The 20,782-nt window shown below is 44.1% G+C and carries 13 protein-coding genes; 9 read left to right on the top strand and 4 right to left on the bottom strand.

Annotated elements, in window-relative coordinates:
• Positions 1 to 414: 414 nt before the first annotated feature.
• Positions 415 to 3,321, bottom strand: a complete 2,907-nt coding sequence (locus ACO6V5_RS11860; RefSeq protein ID WP_422408878.1) for a hypothetical protein — start codon at positions 3,319 to 3,321, stop codon at positions 415 to 417.
• Between the two features lie 429 nt (positions 3,322 to 3,750).
• Here ACO6V5_RS11860 and ACO6V5_RS11855 point away from each other — a divergent pair, with 429 nt between their 5' ends.
• Both ACO6V5_RS11855 and ACO6V5_RS11850 read left to right on the top strand, forming a co-directional pair.
• Positions 3,751 to 4,980 (top strand): hypothetical protein, encoded by a 1,230-nt coding sequence (locus ACO6V5_RS11855; protein WP_422408880.1) that lies wholly within the window; start codon positions 3,751 to 3,753, stop codon positions 4,978 to 4,980.
• A complete protein-coding gene (locus ACO6V5_RS11850; protein WP_422408882.1) occupies positions 4,940 to 6,400 on the top strand; it encodes a hypothetical protein in 1,461 nt (486 codons plus the stop codon). The genes ACO6V5_RS11855 and ACO6V5_RS11850 overlap by 41 nt, the downstream gene beginning before the upstream one ends.
• On the opposite strand, the gene ACO6V5_RS11845 is transcribed toward ACO6V5_RS11850, so the two are convergent.
• A complete protein-coding gene (locus tag ACO6V5_RS11845) occupies positions 6,397 to 6,636 on the bottom strand; it encodes a hypothetical protein (protein ID WP_422442260.1) in 240 nt (79 codons plus the stop codon). The two genes, ACO6V5_RS11850 and ACO6V5_RS11845, sit on opposite strands and share 4 nt — an antisense overlap.
• Positions 6,637 to 6,859: 223 nt before the next feature.
• Between ACO6V5_RS11845 and ACO6V5_RS11840 the strand changes: the two genes are divergently transcribed.
• Positions 6,860 to 7,225 (top strand): hypothetical protein, encoded by a 366-nt coding sequence (locus ACO6V5_RS11840; RefSeq protein ID WP_422414234.1) that lies wholly within the window; start codon positions 6,860 to 6,862, stop codon positions 7,223 to 7,225.
• 199 nt (positions 7,226 to 7,424) lie between these two features.
• Here the strand turns inward: ACO6V5_RS11840 and ACO6V5_RS11835 are convergent, their stop codons facing one another.
• Both ACO6V5_RS11835 and ACO6V5_RS11830 read right to left on the bottom strand, forming a co-directional pair.
• Positions 7,425 to 7,700 carry a helix-turn-helix domain-containing protein gene (locus ACO6V5_RS11835; RefSeq protein ID WP_422132875.1) on the bottom strand — a complete coding sequence of 92 codons (276 nt, stop codon included), beginning with the start codon at positions 7,698 to 7,700 and terminating at the stop codon, positions 7,425 to 7,427.
• Positions 7,697 to 8,047, bottom strand: coding sequence for a type II toxin-antitoxin system RelE/ParE family toxin (locus ACO6V5_RS11830; protein ID WP_422414236.1), 351 nt, complete (start codon positions 8,045 to 8,047; stop codon positions 7,697 to 7,699). The genes ACO6V5_RS11835 and ACO6V5_RS11830 overlap by 4 nt, the downstream gene beginning before the upstream one ends.
• A gap of 156 nt (positions 8,048 to 8,203) precedes the next feature.
• Here ACO6V5_RS11830 and ACO6V5_RS11825 point away from each other — a divergent pair, with 156 nt between their 5' ends.
• The 6 genes from ACO6V5_RS11825 to ACO6V5_RS11800 all read left to right on the top strand — a co-directional run bounded on the left by ACO6V5_RS11825 (position 8,204) and on the right by ACO6V5_RS11800 (position 20,630).
• Positions 8,204 to 8,404, top strand: a complete 201-nt coding sequence (locus ACO6V5_RS11825) for a hypothetical protein (protein ID WP_422442262.1) — start codon at positions 8,204 to 8,206, stop codon at positions 8,402 to 8,404.
• A gap of 264 nt (positions 8,405 to 8,668) precedes the next feature.
• Positions 8,669 to 8,929, top strand: a complete 261-nt coding sequence (locus ACO6V5_RS11820) for a hypothetical protein (RefSeq protein ID WP_422412035.1) — start codon at positions 8,669 to 8,671, stop codon at positions 8,927 to 8,929.
• A gap of 102 nt (positions 8,930 to 9,031) precedes the next feature.
• Positions 9,032 to 13,444, top strand: coding sequence for a hypothetical protein (locus ACO6V5_RS11815; RefSeq protein ID WP_422412037.1), 4,413 nt, complete (start codon positions 9,032 to 9,034; stop codon positions 13,442 to 13,444).
• Positions 13,445 to 13,492: 48 nt separating this feature from the next.
• Complete coding sequence (locus ACO6V5_RS11810) at positions 13,493 to 15,745, top strand: hypothetical protein (protein ID WP_422132880.1); 2,253 nt, start codon at positions 13,493 to 13,495, stop codon at positions 15,743 to 15,745.
• A 204-nt stretch (positions 15,746 to 15,949) separates the two neighbouring features.
• A complete protein-coding gene (locus ACO6V5_RS11805; RefSeq protein ID WP_422132881.1) occupies positions 15,950 to 17,098 on the top strand; it encodes a hypothetical protein in 1,149 nt (382 codons plus the stop codon).
• Between the two features lie 172 nt (positions 17,099 to 17,270).
• A complete protein-coding gene (locus tag ACO6V5_RS11800; RefSeq protein WP_422412039.1) occupies positions 17,271 to 20,630 on the top strand; it encodes a hypothetical protein in 3,360 nt (1,119 codons plus the stop codon).
• Positions 20,631 to 20,782: the final 152 nt, after the last annotated feature.

The following is a 20,782-nucleotide window of genomic DNA, read 5'->3' as shown; positions in this document are numbered from 1 at the left end:
CTGGATCAGCAGCCAGGCCGCAGCGGGGGCAGGTATCGGTTTCTACACCGCAGGAATCGGTATTCTGGCCATGGAATTCTGCCGTCCGGCGCCTTTTGCAGAAGGATAGCGACTAACGCTCTAGCTACTACCTTGCAAGAATTTACGGAATTAGACGATACCCAATACCGTTCATGGTTGACTCGCTCAGCTCAGGAGATCCTCTACTGGACTGCCCTGCAACCCTACGAGGTCAGAGACAATCGTGCATTTGATCCTGGTTGTGAGTTCTACTCAGAGCACTTAAAGCAAACGGGGCATTTGGATAAAACACTCTACCCTGAAACTTTGCACCTAGCGGACGAGGAGAAAAAATTTCCCAGAGACTTCGATCAAGGCGATGATCAGCTTAATCTCAGGGCCGATAATGCCGTTTTACCTCTGGTCAGGGGACTTACGCTGCTGGCCAACCGGGGTAAGTTTAATCTGAACGTAAACACATTCAGGAAAACCATTGTTGTGACGACCTCTGTCCTTACTATACACGGTTTTAAAAAGTAATTCTGTCAGGCATATTGGGTACGGATCTGGATGAGTCATCGTATCAAGATGAACCTCGTAACCACAGAGATCACATGAGGAATCTCCCCGCATCACAAAGGGTATGTCTTCCAGCTTTTCACCTTTTCCGTTAAAAACGACGGGTAGTGCCATACGGCGATGTTCTGCTTCCGGAAATATAAGGAGAGACAGACTACCTTCAAAGGTATCAAATCTGAAATCTACAGAAAAACCATCGGAATAATCAGGGTTAACGCAGATAAACTTTATAGAGTGTTTTCCCCATACGTGTCCTCTTTTGGTTATTGATTCATAAAAAAGCTTTGAAATTTTGCAATAGTAGGTATCTTCTCCTGGCTTCTTAAACACTGGAATCGCCTCCTCTTTATCTTGACCCCAGAGCCTAACAGGCTTCTGCTCAGTTCTGTCATAAAATAAGGCATCATCCTGATTCAGTCGTATACTGGCAAGGCAGTTTTTCCTGTGCCTGCTCATTTTCGTCAAAGCTACCTGTTGGTGGCATATTTGGCACTTAACTTTGTTATAACGGCATTTTAACAAGTGTGTCGGCATCAGGGCAGACTGATGTTGAAAAGAACAGCCATCATCTCTGTTAGGGCAGAAACCGATTTTAGAGCATTTGCTTAAATGTTCCCGTATATCCATCACATTTTGATTCAACCCTATGCGTACGTTACAAAAACGGCATTTGGCGCTTTGTTCATCAGTACTTCTGACACACTGCAAGTATGCCGAATCAAGATTTTTCTCTCTGGAATTGAAAAAAGCATACGACGGGTGATGACTGGTCACGTCTGTGTTATCCCGTCCAGAATGAACACTGGCTGACTGTTCGGGCCTGTTTTGAAGTGCCTCGAAGACCCGGGTAAATGCGCCTGCCAGTTGCAGGTGTTCGGGATCATTAATCTGCCGGCAGATATGAAGAAATTGCTCGACCCTGTCTTTATCTTCTGCCATTACAGGCACACCATAAAATAACACGCTCCCCGGAGGCATCGCCTGCTCTTCCTCTTCTTGGTTCATAGTCACTGATCGATCTTCGGATGAACCGGGGGTATGCTGCTCTTTGATATGGTTCTTTATGAATGCCAGCGGGCAACTGTGCCCACAGCCTAACGGACATTGGAACATGACAACTGCGGCAGCGTCTTCATAGTTGAATGAATGATTATGCATTTTCTCACTGCAAGTAATGCATTCTTTGATGTTTCTCACTTTTGCTTTAGTCATTTCGTCAAAACAGTCAATGCAGACACTGTGAGGAACACTCGAAGTGCAGGCTTTCGCTTCTCCGGTAATGAACTCAGTGCAAACCGGACAATACAAATGTTGCTGGTTGCCATTAAGAAAAGCGGTAGCGTATAACGGAATGGGCGTTTCATCGCGGTTTTCCGGAGGTTGATAATCGTAAATAGCGTCAACTTTCTGCCGGTTTATCTGTGCTTGCCTCCCATCCTTTTCGGTAGACGCTGTTCCGGGTTCCCGGGTTTGTTCTGAGTAATGCATTGCATGAGCTTCAGATCGAGTCGATCTGTCATTTCCTTCATTATTCCCGCCTTCAGGATTTACAGGTCTTTGAGCACCAGAACCGTTACTGGCATCACGTTCAGACCTCTCATAGGGATGAAAAGGCTTCTTGCGAACCCAGCGGTTACATTCATGCCAGCCGCCACCTGCGGGGAGCGATGGCCCGAAAATCTCCGGATACAGTGACTCAAGAAAGCTCTGGCTATAAAGACTTAACCTTAAGTGGGCTTCGAATCTGCTGATGGATAACAGCTTGCCGTTGCGCTGGATGATGTATGAAAGTTGTCCATTACTGTCCTGTACCAGAAAGGCTGTCCCGTGAATGAATGCCAGAAATCTTAATAACGGATCATCGGACAGTGCGTTCTGTATCAGCCTATTAGTCCATCTCAAGACAGACCTGACACCATCGGTATTCCTGTGAACAGACTCAGCCGCAATGAGTTGCGGCCAGTTTTCATCGGACATATCGCTGACTTTGGCCACGGCAGGAAACTCCGAAGGCGCAAGAACCAGCGATTCTTCCTGATTAAGCCTTAGCCACATTGAATCCTGGAATAAAACCGACAGGCCGGATTCAGCATAACGGATTGACAGGGGGTAGGGGGCAGGCAGGAGATGGGTTAACGGGTTTTGTACTGCGTCAAGGTCATTGCTATCAGATCTATCCAGTCCATTACCTGCAAAAAGATGGGTGAAATTAAAGGGTGTGGGTAAATCAGAATTATTCCTCAGTGATGGTGGCAGGCTGTTTTCAGGGTCTTCCGGGTCGATGTCTGGTGGAATGTCTTGTATGGTAACACCCTGAATAACCCAGTGCTCGTGACAATGTCCCGTTGGGTCAATGTATCTTACCGCACTGGGCAGATGACGGGGCTCCAGATCCAAAGGTTCATTATTGCCTGAAGATTGCCAGATATGGCCTTCAGCCAGGGCGATTTGTAGCTTTATCTGGTGGTATTGCGGCGCAACGACTGAAACGGTGGTATCAAAAGAGCATGAAATGTTTCCGGGATGATGTGATGGTTGCGGTGGCGGATTCAGGTCAGGCAATGGGCTCTTTGCTTCGGGCATATTCCGGTAAACAGTGGCCAGCAAGGGGAACAGCGAACTTAATGACATGGGCTCAGAGAGACTATTCTCGGCCACTGCCTGGGGTATTGTTGCCACTTGAATCGCAAGACAGAAAAAAAGAAGTCCGTAAGCACCCAGTGAATAATAAGTTTTTTTCATGCCACCCTGAAATCCGTCATTCACCCTGCCAGTCAGGAATAAATTGTCTGGTCTGTGTGAACAAGTATAAAAATTATTGTTGATAGACTGTCCGTTTTGCCAATCCCATACTTTTCGTCCAATCGGTTGTCCGGCGCACCCAATCCAGAACAAATTCGATGCTGCATAGCAGGATAGACCATCAGACAGAGGGTTATTTATCTTTGGCAGGCTTCAGCTAATCAAATACGCAGAATCAGTAGCAATGACAGCTTGTTTGCACTGCTCTATGTAACATAGGTCTGGCCAACAAGCTTTTTTTAATCCGGCGATTTTTTTTGAACTTTGGTCTACTAAACGGGTCTTACTAGTAAACCTTCTCTGGTTGGGCTCATCTTCGTCGGCTCATCCTCGTCAAGATTAAGGACAATTAAAGGCAGGAAAAAAATAATGGAAGCATCATTTCAAAAATCATGTACTAATGTACAAAGTTCCTCTACTAGCATTGCTAAAGCCAGTGTTACAGAAACAGAAGATGCTACATCAACGCAGCGCATTGTTGCCGGCAGAGCCGTTAGCGCTCTCAGCGGTAAGCCATTCAGAGTCAGTCTCGATGATTTCACAACCGATTCTGTAACAGGACAAAAAGATCAAAAAGAGATCGGAATTTCCTCCAGAGCCGTTGCTTTAGATCCGGATACCTCTGAAGCCTCTCAGCGCAAACACAAACGGCTCTTTACCGATGCCGGAGATATTGCTCTTAGGGTAAAACCTAAAGCATCATTACCCAGATCTTTAACAAAGTTTAAAGCCAATCCGGGTGGCAACACGGCTATCTTAAACCAAAAACAAGTCGAGCTGATTCAAAAAGTCTTTGATGGTCGAAGCCATGAACTCTCAGAAGAGGAATTTAAGAGCGTTATCGACTATTTTTCACGAAAAAATTTTAGAGATTACGTACCCCAAGCTTATTTAGAATCACCCGCCTTGATGAAAGAATTTTTAAGGAATGGTATTTTGAAAGTTTATGAAATACCAAAGAATAAACTGACTAAAGATATACTCTTGTCCAAGAGTAGTTTTGGTATTGGTTGTTGTGACTTCGATGAACTACCAGACGAATTGAAAACAGATTTTGATTTCCTTATTGAATATTCAGCCCGTAAAGGTATTCCCTTTGGTACACCACCGGAACTGGCTGTTCTTATTTATGATCATCTGGACATCACAGAGAAAATAAAATCTCTCAATCAACTTCCAGACAGCTTTAAAAATAAAAATGATGATTTTTACGATGAACTCATTCATTCAGGAAAGATAGCGCTTGAAGACCTTCCAGAACACGTCAAGAGCAAAAACAAAGAATACTGTCTTTCGCAATTATCAAAAGGCCTGTGTGAATTATCAGAAGTTCCGGTTCATTTGTTGACGAAAGAATCCATTCTGGACTCGATCAAGGGTATATATTACGGGCGTAACTTTAGTAGAGTTTTTTTTGATGAATACAAGGTTTTTATCAAGGACTCTGTATTTTTTGAAGAAGTACTGGTCAGGGCTGTAACAGCTGATTTGGAAAGTGTTGATAAATATAATGCTTCATTGAAATATTCTTCAGGGGAATTATGTATGATGCAAGCATATGATTACGCCTCAAAAAGATATAAGTCAGACGCAAATTAAATTTCAACTGCCCAATACTTCGGCATTCGAATTGCTGGTAGCTGCTCACGCATTTGGTTTTAAACCTGCGGATCCAGCCTCCGGTCGTCAGTTACAGTCAGAGTTTGCCCATTCCGGTGAAACAGGCTTTCAATGGGTTTATTCTGGTCAGGATCCGCTATCACTGTTCGAAAAAGAGGGCACCATTGTTGGTGGTCGTACACTGGCAATACCTAATGGTGAAGAGGTTGATTACTATAAGTTCCATCGGGTCGGAGAGTGCATGTCTACTTTGGCAGAAGAAGGCATTATGCATAAATTTATTGCCAAAAGTGACCGCTTTAAAAGCCAGAAACCCCGTTTTGGCCAGTATCTTGCTGTACTGGAAAAGGATCTCCCTGAGAAGACACGAGGTTTCACTGACCGCTTGCAAGTCATCAATGTTGATGGTGAAAGAGCCGTACTGGTCTATCACTTCAAAGCGACAAACGACTATGGTGTATACGCTTACACTCCTGATGAAAAAAACACTCCTTATGTGACTGCTGAGCGAGGTCTATTGAATGGCATTCATGATATTGGCTTACTGAATGGCCAGTTTGGCATTATGCCTTCGTCAACGATACCCTCATTTCACGATACCGGACGTCGTTGGGTGTTTCTGAGTCCGTTGTTGGGGAACTCGAAATATTTTGCCCTCCCATTACCCGGAAAATTTGAAAGCTGGATCGAAGCTATTGAACGTCCTGATTTTGGCTGGGCTGGTCTGCGGGATTGGGGTGATGTGGAGTTTTATGGCTCTATGAAAAGTGGCCTGGCCGCCGCAGACTCTAAATCGGCGGGTTATACTCCAGAAGTTATGCAACGATTAAGCTTCGCCAATGCCCTGTGCGAAAACCTGCTGGCGGCTGTGTTATTAAGATCACGCTTGCGTCGGAACTCCCCGGATTATCATTATCAAAAACAATCGGCATTGAAAGAGACAGAAAACTTTATTGAACAGCTACTGAACGAATACCTGTCGGGCCTGTTTGCAAAAGAAAAAGAATTACAGCCCAAGGCAAGATTGCAAGAGTTCATGCAGTTAAACGATACCAAATACCGTTCATGGCTGACTCGGACAGCTCAGGAGATCCTGTACTGGACGGCCCTGCAACCTCATGAGGTCAAAGACCCCAGTGCATTTCCCTTTTCTGATGAGTGTTACTCGGAACACTTAAAGAAAAATGGACATCTTGATGAAATGTTGTACTCGAAATTGCATCCTGTGGACGCGCAGAAAAAATTCCCCGGAGACTTTTACAAAGCCAATGGTCAGCCCAATCTCGGAGCCGTTAACGGTGTTTTTCCTCTGGTCAGTCTGACCAAGGGGCTTACGCTGTTGGCCGCCAATATTTTTGCATTCTCAGATCAATACTCCGAGGATGATAATTTGGCCTAGTGCAGCCAAGCCTTGATATCCATACAGCCCACTCGTTCCGATACTCTGTGGTCGTCATTCCCGCGAAGGCGGGAATCCAGCGCCAACAGCGGGTCTCTGCCTTCACGCGGATGAAAAGGCCAGGGGGGCACCGGGCAGTATGGTTCTGGTGATGAGTCTGTGTGGATTCCCGCCTTCGCGGGAATGACGGGAGTGAGGCCGGAAATGAAGGGAGGTGAACCAGGGTTTTGCGACACCCTTTGTTGCGTGGGAACGAGGGGTGTATGGATATCAGAGCTTAGCTGCACTAGTCTAAGTTGTAGATAAGCAAATGGTGATTTACCAGGACCTTTCTACAGCAGTCCAGACAAAGAAATACGACTGGATACCCTGAAGAATGTTTCCCGTGCCGAGCAACTGATTGATGATTTCAAAGGGGGTGATCAGTCCACCAATGATGAGCTGACCATAGCGATCTCGGTGGATATGCTGGATACCGGAATTGATGTACCGGAAATAGTGAACCCGGTCTTTGCCAAACCCATCAAATCCAAAGTGAAATTCTGGCAGATGATTGAGCGGGGAACCCGGTTCTGTGAAAACCTGTATGGTCTGGGTAAGCATAAAGAAAAGTTCCGGATCTTCGACCACTGGGGCAACTTTGAATACTTTGAAGAAGACCCCGGAGAAGGCGAAGTCAGCCAAAGCAAATCATTGGCCCAAAAACGTCTTGAAGCCTGGATTGAACTGGGCAAAGCCGCTCAGAAAAAGTTTGAACAGGGCAGCCTGAAAACCATCGCCAGGCAATTAGTTCGCACCACAAACCCGGCAGCAACTTCAGGATGAAACAGGCCCTCTAATGCAATGGCTGGATATCCGGGGGCAGGGCATCATTCGAAACAAGGCTCAGTATTACTCACGATTACAAGCATTGAGATAGCAAAAGGAGACTGGGAAAGCTGGTTACTGTTCATACTTGAAGCAGTGTTAGAAACGTCGCAAGAAGCCACAGCCCTGATGGGTGAAATAAAAGTCCAGATGCAGGTTATACTAGCCGAATTTCCAGCTTTTTACCCAGGGCAGCAGCAAAGCGCTCAAGTGTGGAGAGTTTTACATCCTCAGAATTGTTTTCGATACGGGATATCGCGCTTTTATGGGTTTGAAGCTTTTGTGCCAGCTGGAGCTGGGTCAACCCTGCTTCTTTTCTGGCCTCCTTGAGCAATACTCCAAACTTGAACGACTCATAGTCCTCATCATAACCGTCGGAAAATTCCGGGTCTCGGGCTTTCCTATCTTGAATGTATTGATCCAGATCACTCATGGTATCCTCCTGTTCAGATAATCCCTGCGACGCTTTTCTGCCAGCTTGATGGCTTTTGACGGTGTCTTCTGTGTCTTTTTTTGAAAAGCGTGATTTAATACGATCAGGCTGCTTCCGTCAAAGAAACCCAGCAGACGAAATATATCACTTCCAGATTGAACCCTAACCTCCCAGATTTCCTCAGTGCTAACCAAATTTTTAAAATAACTGCTTGGTACTTTCTCCTGCTCCTGAACCAGCTTCAGAACCCAGGTAACTTTTCGAGCCTGCTGGCTGCTCAGGGTATTCAGAAAATCAGCAACAGGCGTTTTGCCGTCTTCCGTTGTATAGAAACTGATTACACGCATGGTCACAGGTTAACACAGGTGTAAACTTTTTCCAGCCGGGTTCTGGTAGAAAATTCGGGTTCTGCCAGCCAGTAAAGGATATAATCAGCGATATTTTTTTGACTCGTTCCCACGGTCCAGTGGGTGTCGCAAAACTCTCTCCGGCGTGGGAACGCGTTGACTCCCGTCATTGCCGGCTTCATTCTCGTCATTCCCGGCTTCATTCTCGTCATTCCCGCGAAGGCGGGAATCCACACTAACTCTCCACCAGAACCATACTGCCCGGTGTCCCCCTGGCCTTGTCATCCCCGAGAAGGCAGAGATCCACCGTTGGCGCTGGATTCCCGCCTTCGCGGGAATGACGACTTCAGAGCGTGAGAACGAGCTGTTGAAGTTTTGCGACACCCTCTCCACCGTGGGAATGCACACCTCCCCAACATGTCAGGCACAGTAACTGAAAAGAGCCCATGGGTTCCAACGCAGGAACATGGGAACCAGACTGATGCTGAATCCAGAGCTCGTGCCCAAAGTGCATCCTTTGAAACTGATGCTCTGTTCAATGCCCTCAGCCAAAAGCCTTCGCCGTAGAACTGTTAACCGAACTGAATATTCATCCGATGGTGGCATGGTAACCGTGCCACCATGCAATCTATCATCGCTTCTTTCAAAGACAAGGCTACAGCAGATATTTTTAACGGTAAGGCTTCCCGCCTGGCCCGCAAAGTCTGTCCACAGTCGTTTTGGCAAATCGCCGCAAGAAAGCTGGATCAGCTGGATTCTGTGCTAATCCTGGATGAACCACCGGGTAACTGTCGTGAAGCCTTGACCCGAGACCGGAAAGGGCGTGAAATTCGTATGATTTTTTTGCCGGAATCAAAAATATTGACTAGGCTCTTGCACTGATAGCGGTCACCATGAGTTGTTGATGCCTGTTTCAATGGTAAAAACAATAAAGACCATTATTTGTTTTCGTGCGTTCATCAATGATTGGATTTAAACAATCTCATGAGAAGATACGCATTATTTTTTATTTTTACCCTGCAGTTGTCCTGGGCAAGCATCAGCAATTCAGATACGGATAATCACGGTTATCGTGAAGCTGAAAGCGGGTTAAATGCACTTTCACCTTTTGATTTTGAGTTTCACATTGTGTCGCCATTGGGCTTCTTTTTCCGTCTTGGAGATGATTTTACTTATCGACGTTATGGCGATTATTTATCACTGAACGGTTTGCGCACACTGCCCACGCTGGCGTTTAACGCCATGATTTACTGGATGGTGAGTAAAACTACAGCCTCCGTACTGAGCCGCTGGACAGAAAACCCTTTGATGCTGCACACCGCTCAAGTCTTGTCCATGGCCATTTTGCCCGGTGTAAAAAGTGCCTTGTACACTTGGTATACCGGGACTCGTTTGGGATCAGAACAAATTCAGGTGGACCCTCCTCACATTCGCAAGCGATTTTACCTGGAGCTGATTTACCAGCAGCAAAGTCACCAGCAGACTTTGCGAATAACGCCATTCCCGTTGAACCCATCCATCAGCCCCTGGTTGGCCGAGACTCCATTAGCTGAGGGTTACTCCCCCTGGCTGGAGCTGTACGAGGCCAGTTCGCAACACGGTGTCGTTCATATTGATCTCTCATGGGTTTCACCCATGGCGGCAAATGCCATTCGCATTGATATTGACTATTCAGACAAAAGCAGGGAGTCAACTTTAGTCACACTGACCAACACTGGTAACTCAGAAAGTTTACCGGTGAGTATTGAGTCGTTGTTGCATAATGAGGCGAAAGATTTTGCCAATGGTTTTTCCATTGCCAGCCTGCTAAGCGATGCGGTCATTAAAAACACCATAGCTTTGATCCAAAATCCGGATTCGGCCTCAACCAACCTCCCTGTGTCACAGGTCGCTGGCAACGTTGAATTTGAGGCGGATGGTCATAGCGGTCAGCTCTCACTTTGTGGCGAGCAGCAACCCGAATGCAACAGCCATCTGCAATTGACCTATAAACTGTTTCCATACCCGCATTTTGGTATGACTTTGCAGGGGCAGCAGGACATCAAAACCAGCGTTGACGCGACCATTAAACAGCTGGCGAATGCCAACCGCGCTGAGCTGATTCTGCAACTGCTGGAAAAGGCGGTTCTACACTTTTTCATAGCCTCTTTTCAGCAAAACAATCAGGAGCCAGAGAATGCTGGCAAGCCTTATTTTCAGGCCTCCTCTCAACATAACGAAAGAAGCCTTAAAACGATCATAACCCCCCCTCACGATAAGCTTGCTAAAGCGTTGCAGCCAGTGGTTAAAACGTTGATGCCGGAAGGTGGTATCTGGAAATCAGGAAAGCTCTCCGACGTTCCACCGGTGCTGTGGGTACTGCATCCTGCGTTATTTAGAAGTTTTATGGTAAAGCCCGAAGTCTCATCATCCGGACCTTTAAAAAGGTTTAAGGTTAGTCCGGGTGTGAACACCGCTCTTCTTACCGGGAAACAAGTCGAGTTGATTCAAAAGGTCCTTGATGGCAAAGCCAGTGAAATCACAGAAGATGAGTTCGTGAACGTTATCGACTATTTTTCAATAATAAATTCCAGGCAATATGTGCCTGATGCTTATCTAGAATCACCCAGCCTTATGAAAGACTTTGTGAGGAATGGTGTTTTATGCGCTGACGAAATACCAGTAGATAAACTAACTAAAGATATACTTTTAGCTCAGAGCGATGGTATTCGTACCCTTACCCGCTATGATAAATTACCTGATGAATTGAAAAAAGATCTTGATTTTCTTATTGAATTTTCAGGGCGTTATGGCATTCCCTACAGCACACCAGCAAAATTGGCAATTTTTATTTATTGTCACTTGGACACCGTGGAAAAAATAGGGTCCTTGCATCGTCTTCCAGCCAGTTTTAAAAGTGACTACTTATACGACGAGCTCATTCGTTCAGGAATGATCGAGCTTGATTACCTTCCAGAACGCATTAAAAATAAAAACAAAGCCTTCTGCCTTTCACAATTGGCAAATGGCTTTTGTGAATTATCAGACGTTCCGATTCATTTTATGACAAAAGAATCCATCCTGAGTTCGATTAATAATGGTAAACATTTGCTTCGTAATTTTCGTAGAATTTGTTCCGATGAATACAAAATGTTCACCAGTGATCCTGTTTTTTATGAAGAACTACTGGTCAAGTTCGTCACAGTCGAATTGGGGATGTTGGATAAGTTCGATTCTGTATTATACTCTGATTTAAACGATTCCTGCTTGTGTGAGGTGCATAATTCTGCATTAAAAAGATATGAGGCAGATGGGGAAAAATTTGGTTTATTATTAAAAAAACTGACAAAAGCAAATCCTTTTATTTTGCTTTACACTGTAAATCTGGATGCTGCCTTGCTTCAGGAATTAATCGGCATAGCAAAGGAGTCATTATTAGACATATTAAGCAGGAGACCTAAAGTAAGTCATGGCTTATACCCTGGACTAATTGATGGTTTCTTTGACAAAGTGAATGCAGATGAAAGTTTTAAAGTCCGTGTCCTGAATATTGTTTCTCCTTATGTTCTTGCTCATATTGGGGAGTCTTTCAAACCCCGTATTCGTTTTCCAGAGCAAATCCTCAAGGAGCAAGATAAAATGGTGCTCAAATCCAGGCCCTTTCACAAGGGAAAAGAGCATCTTCTGTTCAGAAAGTTACGGCCTGTCGATCGTAGCATTGTAGTAGAATACATTGAACGACACAGGGAGTTTGTGTACTTTTTTAAAGACAAAGAATATCTCGAAAGTTGCTGCACTGACCCGATACTCCGGCAAAGACTCATATATACATTTGCACAAAGGCTTGTTGCCAATAAACATGATTTATTGCATGATTATAAGGATAATCTGCCCCGACAATTGCTGGATGATACTCTTGATTTTCTCAAAGATCCGGCACTTTTTTTCAAACTGGATTCTTCTGAAAAACTCACAGAACCCGTTAATCCTCTGGAATTTCAACTGCCCAATACTTCGGCATTCGAATTACTGGTGGCTCTTCACGCATTTGGTGTTCATTTTGCGGATCAAGATTCCACTCGACAATTAAAGTCAGAGTTCGTTCGTGCCGCTGAAACAGAGTTTCAACCGGTTTATCCTGGTCAACATCCGATAACACTGTTTGAGAAAGAAGGTACCATCGTTGGTGGACGTACACTGGCAATAGCCAATGGTGAAGAGGTTGATTACTATAAATTCCATCGGGTCGGAGAGTTGAAGACGGCCCTGGCGAAAGAAGGCATTATGCATCAATTTGCTGCCAAAAGTGACCGCTTTAAAAGTCAGAAACCCCGTTTTGGACAGTACCTTCTGGTGCTGGAAAAGGATCTTCCCAAGGGTACCCAAGGTTTCACTGATTGCTTACAAGCGAGCGATTTTGATGGTAAAAGAGCCAGTCTGGTTTATCACTTCAAGGCGGCAAACAACTTTGCTAAATACGCTCACACTCCTGATGTAACCGGAACCCCTTATGCGACAGCTGAGCAGGGCCTACTGAAGGGCATTCATGATATTGGCGTACTTAATGGCCAGTTTGGCATTATGCCTAAGTCCAGGTTACCGTCCTATCACGCTAGCCAACGTCCCTGGGTGTTCCTGAGTCCGTTGTTGGACGAGTCACTTTATTCTGTCTTCCCCTTACCCAGAGAGTTTACGGGCTGGATCGAAGCTATTGAACGTCCTGAATTCGGCTGGAATGGTTTAAGGGATTGGGGCAATATGGAGTCCTATGGCGCTGTGAAAAGTGGCCTGACTAAGAGAGACTTAAAAACTACGGATTATTCTCCGGAGGTTTTGCAACGGCTAAGCTTTGCCAATGCTATTTGCGAAAAATTGCTGTCAGCCGTGTTGTTGAGATCGCGCCTGCGTCGCAACTCCCCGGATTATCATTATCAAAATCTACAGGCAGTGAAAGAGACAGAAAACTTTATTGAACAGCTACTTAACGAATACCTTTCGGGTTTGTTTGCAAAAGAAAAAGAATTACAGCCCAAGTCAAGATTGCAGAAATTGATGCGACTTGACGATGCTAAATATCGTTCATGGTTGACTCGTACAGCCCAGGAGATTCTATACTGGACTGCCCTGCAACCTGATGAGGTCACAGACCCTTGTGCTTTTACCCCTTCTGGCGAGTGCTATTCAGAACATCTGAAACGCAGTGGACGCCTGGATAAAACACTGTACCCGAAACATTTACACCCCCTGGATGAGCATAAAAAATTTCCCAGAGATTTCCGCCTGGCTACTGGTCAGTCCATTCTTGGGGCCAGGCGCTCTGTTTTTCCCCTGATCAGTCTGGTTAAGGGGCTTACCCTGTTTGTTAGTAATATTTTTGCCTACGAAGACCAATATACCGAGGGTGCTGATTGGGAATAGCGTGGATATCCGCCATTGCATCCTGCATCCAGGGTTATTTAGATTATTTTGTGCCGTCCTGGCCCGGGCTGGGGTCTTTTTCCGACTCTGTGTTTTTTTGGAACTTCTGACAGAGCTAAAGCCGATGTTCCAGAAAATGCTAGAGAAAATCAGGGCAATATCTCCGGCAGAGTCGTCAGACCTGTCAGCGATGGAACGTTGGGCTTCAATCGAGAAGATTTCGAATCAGAACCCACAAAAGATCAAAAAGAGACCGGAATGTCCTCCAGAGTGGTTGTTTTAGATATAGATACCTGTGAAGCCAGTGTACGCAAAACAAAGCTGAACTTTAATGATGCTGTAGATATTGGTCTTTCGATAAAGTCCGAAGCATCAACACCCGGAACTTTAAAAAAGCTTAAAGCGAGCCCGGGCACGAGCAATGCTATCTTTACGGAAGAACAAGTCGAGCTGATTCAAAAGCTTATTGATGGTCGAGGCCATGAACTCACAGAAGGTCAATTCACTAAAATTATCAGCTTTATAAGACGACAAGACCTTAGCCGATTTTTGCCTCGAGCTTATCATCAGTCGCCAATTCTTATGAAAGAGTTTGTAAGACATGGTATTTTTGCGATTCAAGAACTACCAAAAAACAAGCTAACCAAGGGTATACTATTGGCCCAGCCTATGTATATACCTTTCCGATGTGGCCTCGATGATCTAACCGATGAATTGAAATGTGATATTAATTTTCTTATTGAGTATTCGAATCTGTATGGTATTCCCCAAGATACACCATTCAGTCTGGCCGTTTTTATTTATAGCCACTTGAATACCACAGCGAAAATGAAATCGCTGGAAAATCTTCCAGTCAGTTTCAAAGATGATGATTTTTATGATGAACTTATTCGCTCAGGAATGATAAGGCTTAAAGACCTTCCAGAATATATTAAAAGTAAAAACGAAGCTTATTGTCTGTCACAACTATCAAAGGGTTTGTGTGATTTGCCAGAGGTTCCGGCTCAGTTTTTGACAAAAGAAGTTATTTTGGATTCGCTCAGTAGCTGTAATTGGTATCATAATTTTGAGAGTATTTACTACCAGAAATGCAACCTGTTCACCAAGGATTCTGTCTTTTTTGAAGAAATCATGCTCAAGGTGGTAACTGCTGAATTGGAAACAAATAATCTTGTCGATGATGCCTATCGAAGGTCCCTGTTCAGGGTATATTCTCTTGCTTCGAAACTGTATGAAAATGACAAAAAAAAATTTGGTCTTTTATTAAAAAAACTGGTGAAAGTTAATCCTTTTGTATTGAATTCTATTGGGGGTTTTAAGGGTGAGCAGTTTCAGGAGTTAATCGATATAGCAAAGTATTCATTATTGGACATATTAAGTAGTAGGCCTGAAGTAAGCCAAGGTTTTAGTATTTTGGCTCTTTATGGTTTCTTTGAAATAGTTAATGCAGACAGCGCTTTTAAAACCCATGTTTTGAATGTTGTTTATCCTTATTTTCCTGATCATGGGATCGAGTATCTTCCAGATGAAATTCAGAATGAGCTGGATCGAATAGTGCTCAAATCTGAAGCCTTTGATATGGGATGTCATCACATTCTGAACAGAAAGTTATTGCCCGCTGACCCTCGCACTGTAATTGACTATATTGAACGGAATCGGGAATTTTTGAGGCTTTTTAACAATAAAGAATATTTGGAGAAGTCTTGCAATGATCCAATAGTCCGGAAAAGGCTCATTCCAATACTTGCAGAAAGGTTAGTTACTAATAAAGAAGATGTATTGTATGTTTGGCAATTTTGTCTCCCCCGACAATTATTGGATGATACTCTGGATTTTCTCAAAGACCCGGCACTTTTCTCGAAACTGGATGCTTCTGACAAATTGTCAGAACCCGTTAATCCTCTTAACTTTCAGCTGCGCAATACTTCGGCACTCGAATTAATAGACGATTCCAAATACCGTTCATGGTTGACTCGCACAGCTCAGGAGATCCTTTACTGGACTGCCTTGCAACCCTGTGAGGTGACGGACCCTTGTGCCTCTCCCCTCTCTGGTGAGTGTTACTCGGAACACTTAAAGCAGAAGGGCTGTCTTGATGAAACATTGTACCCGAAACCTCTGCATCCCCTGGAAATACAGAAAAAATTTCCCAGAGACTTCTGCAGAGCGAATGGTCAGCTCAACCTTGGAGCCATTAACGCTGTTTTTCCACTGGTCGCTCTGACCAGGGGGCTTACGCGGTTGGTCAGCAATATTTTTGCCTACGCAGGTCAATACGCTGAAGATGAAAGTATGGAATGACCTGGATATCCACAGTTCATCCTGTACCTCAGGCTATTCACATTGTTTTTTGCGACACTGGCCCGGCCAGAGGTCTTTTTTCAGCTCTATGATCTTTCTTTTTTTGGAACTTTTGTTAAATAAACGGGTCTAGAATACGTATGCATTCTTTAGATGGGCTCTCCCTCGACAAGATTAAAGACAATTAAAGTAAGGAATAAAACAATGGATCGATTACTACAACCCTCATTTGATTATGGGGTAACTCCCTCTGCTTCTACTGTTGGAACAGATGATAAAGTAGAAAATGCTCCAGCGAATCAGGGCAAACTCTCCGGCAGAACCGTCAGCCCTGTCAGCAGTGAGCCAGTGGGAGCCAATTGCCCCGATTTGACAGCAGATCACATAACCGGACCAAAAGATCAAAAAGAGATCGGAATTTCCTCCAGAGTCGTAGCTTTGACTGTAGACACTGTCGCTACAAACAAACCAGAATTTGATCCTGCCAGGCCTACAGAACCCGCACACCCTAAATTCGTTGCACCTTTGCAGCCAGTGGATGAAACATTGATGCCAGTAACCCGGCTTCCTGTTTCCCGGGAGCATCCGGAGCAATCGCCGGATGAGCATCAAATGACTGCGCCAGTACCCGGTGTTGTAAAAACAGGTGCTGAAAAATCACCGGCAAAGTTTCAGGAAAATGACATAATACTGCTCTACCCACAAAATTCTGTCAGCCCCTCCGGTTTTGATTTGCATGTCAATCCGGGAAAACTTAAAGATGCTCTTACATCGCATGTCCATAATAGATTGGTTTTTCTTTATGATCATAACCGTAGAGACGATTGGCCTGCCAAGGATGAAGTGAAGTCACTGGCAGATTCAATATTAACGAGGTTGCCGACAGCGTTATATGAGTTTCTGAATAAAGACTGGTCTGGTAGAGACAGTTTTGCCCCCGAGGAGTATCAAGCTTTGGTGAAGTTCCACGGTGCATTTATTTTTTTTGGTAAATACGATTATTTGAAAGGGGTTTTTTATGAAGAAAAAGGTACGGAATACCCGACGTTCAATCCGGACGAAAAGTACAGTGAATTAAAAAAACTCTTGCTCAAGGACTGCCTACCTCTGCGTAATGGCTGGAGTGAGGACGAACGGGTGATTATTGAAGAGTGGTTGAACATCGAACTGACAAATTGCCAAGACTATCCTGACTGGGAGGAAATCGTTACCTATATAGATTATTGTCATTATGGCCCGTTAAAAGCCGATTGTGTTTCTGTTTGCAATGACCCATGTTACTGCGTGCTTGAAAATCGGGCTGCATATAATCGCATTAAAAATCTTGAGAGCCAATTGGAAGAATTGCAATAACACAACCACTCTTTCAGGCGGATTAACGTTTGAATTTTAACGAATTTTTTTTCAACTCTGCGATTCTTATTTCTTGGAACTTTCGTTTAATTAACGGGTCTAAATTCTAGGCATTCTTTGGGAAGGCTCATCCTCGTCAAGATTAAGGACAATTAAAGGCAGGGAAAAAACGATGGAACGATTATTTCAACTCCGACATAATGAGGGACCAGATACCTCTACTTACATTGCTGCAGCCGATGTTCCGGAAAAGAATAAAGCAAATGATGGCAATGCTTACGGCAGAAGTGTCAGCCCTGCTAGTGGTGAGCTGGTGGGAATCAATCACGCAGATTTCACGGCAGTAACAGGACAAAAAGATCAAAAAGAGATCGGAATTTATTCCAGAGCCGTTGCTTTAGATGGAGATAACCGTGAAGCCACTAAACGCACATCAAAAATGGACTTTACCGATGCCAGAGATATAAAGTCCGAAGCACAATTACCCGGACCTTCAGAAAAGCCTAAAGTCATTCAGGATGCAAACACTGCTCTCATAAGCGACCAACAAATCAAGCTGATTAAAAGTCTCATGAATGGTGAAGAAGGTAGATTTACAGTCGATGAATTTATAGCTGTTATCGACTTTCTTGATTTTTGTCCTGAAAAAAAATTACCTGAAGATTATTACAAATCACCCACTCTTTTGTCAGGGATAATAAGAAGTCATCTTTGGGATGTTTTCAAACTGGACAGAAGTGATAAAATGAGGGAAGTATTACAATCAACACCCGAAAGGAAAAAACAGATATTATTGACTGATGTCAGGAAAACTGGGTTAAGGTTTCGCTACATAAGCCTTCCTGAAGAACTAAAAAACGATATGGACTTTCTGACTGAATACTCAAGTTTGCAGGGTATTCCTCCTGATACACCGCCGAAACTGGCTGTGTCGATCTATGAGCACCTGGACATAGGAGCTAAAATAAATTCTATCAATGTTCTGCCGCCCAGTTTTACAGATGAAGGCTTTTATGATGAGCTTGTCCATTCAGGAAGAATCGAACTTAAATATCTGCCATTCTACATCAGAGACAAAAACAAAGAGTACTGCCTTTTGCAATTATCAAAAGGTCTCTGCAGGTTATCAGAGGTTCCGGATCAGTTTATAACAAAGAAGGCTATTTTGGATTCGATCAATAGTGACAGTTTGCATGTTGATTTTATCAATATTTTTAAAGATGACACCAGGTATAAGATGCTGAGCAATGATTCTGACTTCTTTGAAGAAGTCGTTCTCAAGTTTGCTTTAACAGCGTTGGAAAGAGAAATGAAATTCGAAGATTCAAGAGCCTATCCATTGTCTTCTGTTTATCAATGTTGTACAGATAGGTTCAGGGATGACAGGGGGAAACTTGCTTTATTGTTAAGAAAACTGGTAAAGGCTAATCCTTTTTTTGTTATAAACGTTGAAAGTCAGGATGACAGGTTGCTTGAGGAATTGATTAAAACAGGAAAAGAATCACTGTTAGAGATGTTAAGCATTAGACCTGTAATAAGTCAGGATTTTGATACGGAAGTTCTATCTTTGTTCTTTAAGAAAGTTAAAGCAGACGATAATTTTAAAAGCGATGTTATGAATGTTGTTTTTCCGTATTTTCCTGAAGATTATCCCCGTAGTTTTCCGGAAGATATATTACTAAAGCAAGATGCTATTGTTCTGGCTTCTGAACCTTTTGATGCTGGAAAAACGCATATTTTAGATAGACGTATAAAACCTGATAAAGCCGAACTCATAATAGATTACATTGAGTATTATCAATCTTTTTTACGTCGTTTTAATAGCAAAAAATATTTGGAGAAGTGTTGTACGGATGCAACAATCCGGCAAAAACTTATTCATGTTCTGGCTAACAGAATCATTGCAGACAAGCAGCTGTTCATGTCGGAGTGGAGAGGTTGTGTACCCCGAAAATTAATTGACGATACTCTGGCTTATCTCAATAATCCTGCCCTTTTCTCAGAACTGGATGTCTCAGGCACATTAACAGAGCCGGTGAATCCACTCAAATTTCAACAACCCAATACGTCGGCATTTAAGCTGCTGGTGTCTCTCCACGCATATAGCTTTGAGTTTGACGAAAAAGACGCCAGTCGTCAGTTGCAATCAGAATTTGACCGTGCAGATCGCACTTATTTTGAACCGGTTTATTGCAGTCTGCATCCATTGTATTTTCCGATGAAAAGGCTTGGGCTGTGGGTTGATAGTATTGAACATCCATTATCACTATTTGAAGGCGAGGGAGCCATCGTGGGTGGTCGTACACTGGCAGTAGAGAATGGTGAGGACGTTGATTACTATAAATTCCAGAGACTTGGAGAGTCCGTAGCCACCCTGGCACAAGAAGGTATTATGCATCAATTTATTGCCAGGGTGACCAATAACCGCTTTAAAAGCCAGCTACCCCGTTTTGGTCAGTACCTTATCGTAATGGAAAAGGATCTCCCCAAGAGTATTCGAGGTTTCAGTGACCGTTTACAGGTGATCAATATTAATGGGAGAAGAGCCTTCCGGGTCTACCACTTCAAAGCGACAAAAAACTACGCTAAATACGCTCATACTCCCGATACAACCAGCAGCCCATACGCAAACGCCGAGCGAGGCCTGTTTGCCGCCATTCACGACATTGGCGTACTTAATGGCAAGTTCGGCGTTATGCCTACTTCAACGATCCCGGCATTTCATGATACCGGACGACGTTGGGTGTTCCTTACTCCATTGTTGGGTAACTCCATTTGTTTTGCCTTGCCATTACCCGGAACCTTTGGAGGCTGGGTTAAAGCCATTGAACGCCCTGACTTTGGTTGGGATGGTTTACGGGACTGGGGCGATGTTGAGTTTTTTGGCTCCATGAGCAGCGGCCTCTCTGCCAGAGACTCAAAAACTTCGGGATATACTCCCGAGGTTCTGCAGCGGTTAAGTTTTGTCAATTCCCTCTGTGAAAACCTGCTGGCAGCCGTGTTGTTAAGAGCACGCCTGCGCCGCGACTCTGCGGATTATCATTATCAAAATCAACTGGCAGTGGAAGAGACAGAAAACTTTATTGAGCAACTACTGGACGAATACCTGTCAGGCTTGTTGGCAAAAGAAAAAGAGTGTCCGCCCAAGCCAAGACTGCAAGAATCTATTGGTCTCGACAATAACACATACCGTTCATGGCTGAAGCGGACAGCCGAGGAAATCCTGTACTGGACGGCAAAGCAGCCCAGTGAGGCCAAAGACCGTAGTCCACTTGATCCTTCTGTCGAGTGTTTCTCAAAACATATAAAGGCTACTGGAAATCTGGATGCCACATTGTACCCAGAAGGTTTGCGTCCCTTCGATAAGCATTTAAAATTCCCCAAAGACTTCCATAATGTGAATGACGAACTCAACCTGGGAGCCAATAACGCCGTCTTTCCTCTGGTCAGTCTGGTCAAGGGGCTTACGTTGTTAGTCGGCAATATTTTTGCGTTCGCCAATCAGTACACTGAAGATGAAAATAGGGAATGACATGGGTATTCCCCCGCTGACTCCGATATCTCAGGCTATTTAGAGGTTTGGCACTGGCTGAGCCAGCGGCCTTTTCTTCAATTCTGCGATCATTCTTTTTTGGAACTTTCGTCTAATTTAAGAGTCAAAATATATAAGTACTCCTTGATCGG

This window comes from Endozoicomonas sp. ALD068 (genome assembly GCF_049310145.1).
GTDB lineage: Bacteria > Pseudomonadota > Gammaproteobacteria > Pseudomonadales > Endozoicomonadaceae > Endozoicomonas_A.
This window is presented reverse-complemented; position numbering and strand designations above follow the sequence as displayed.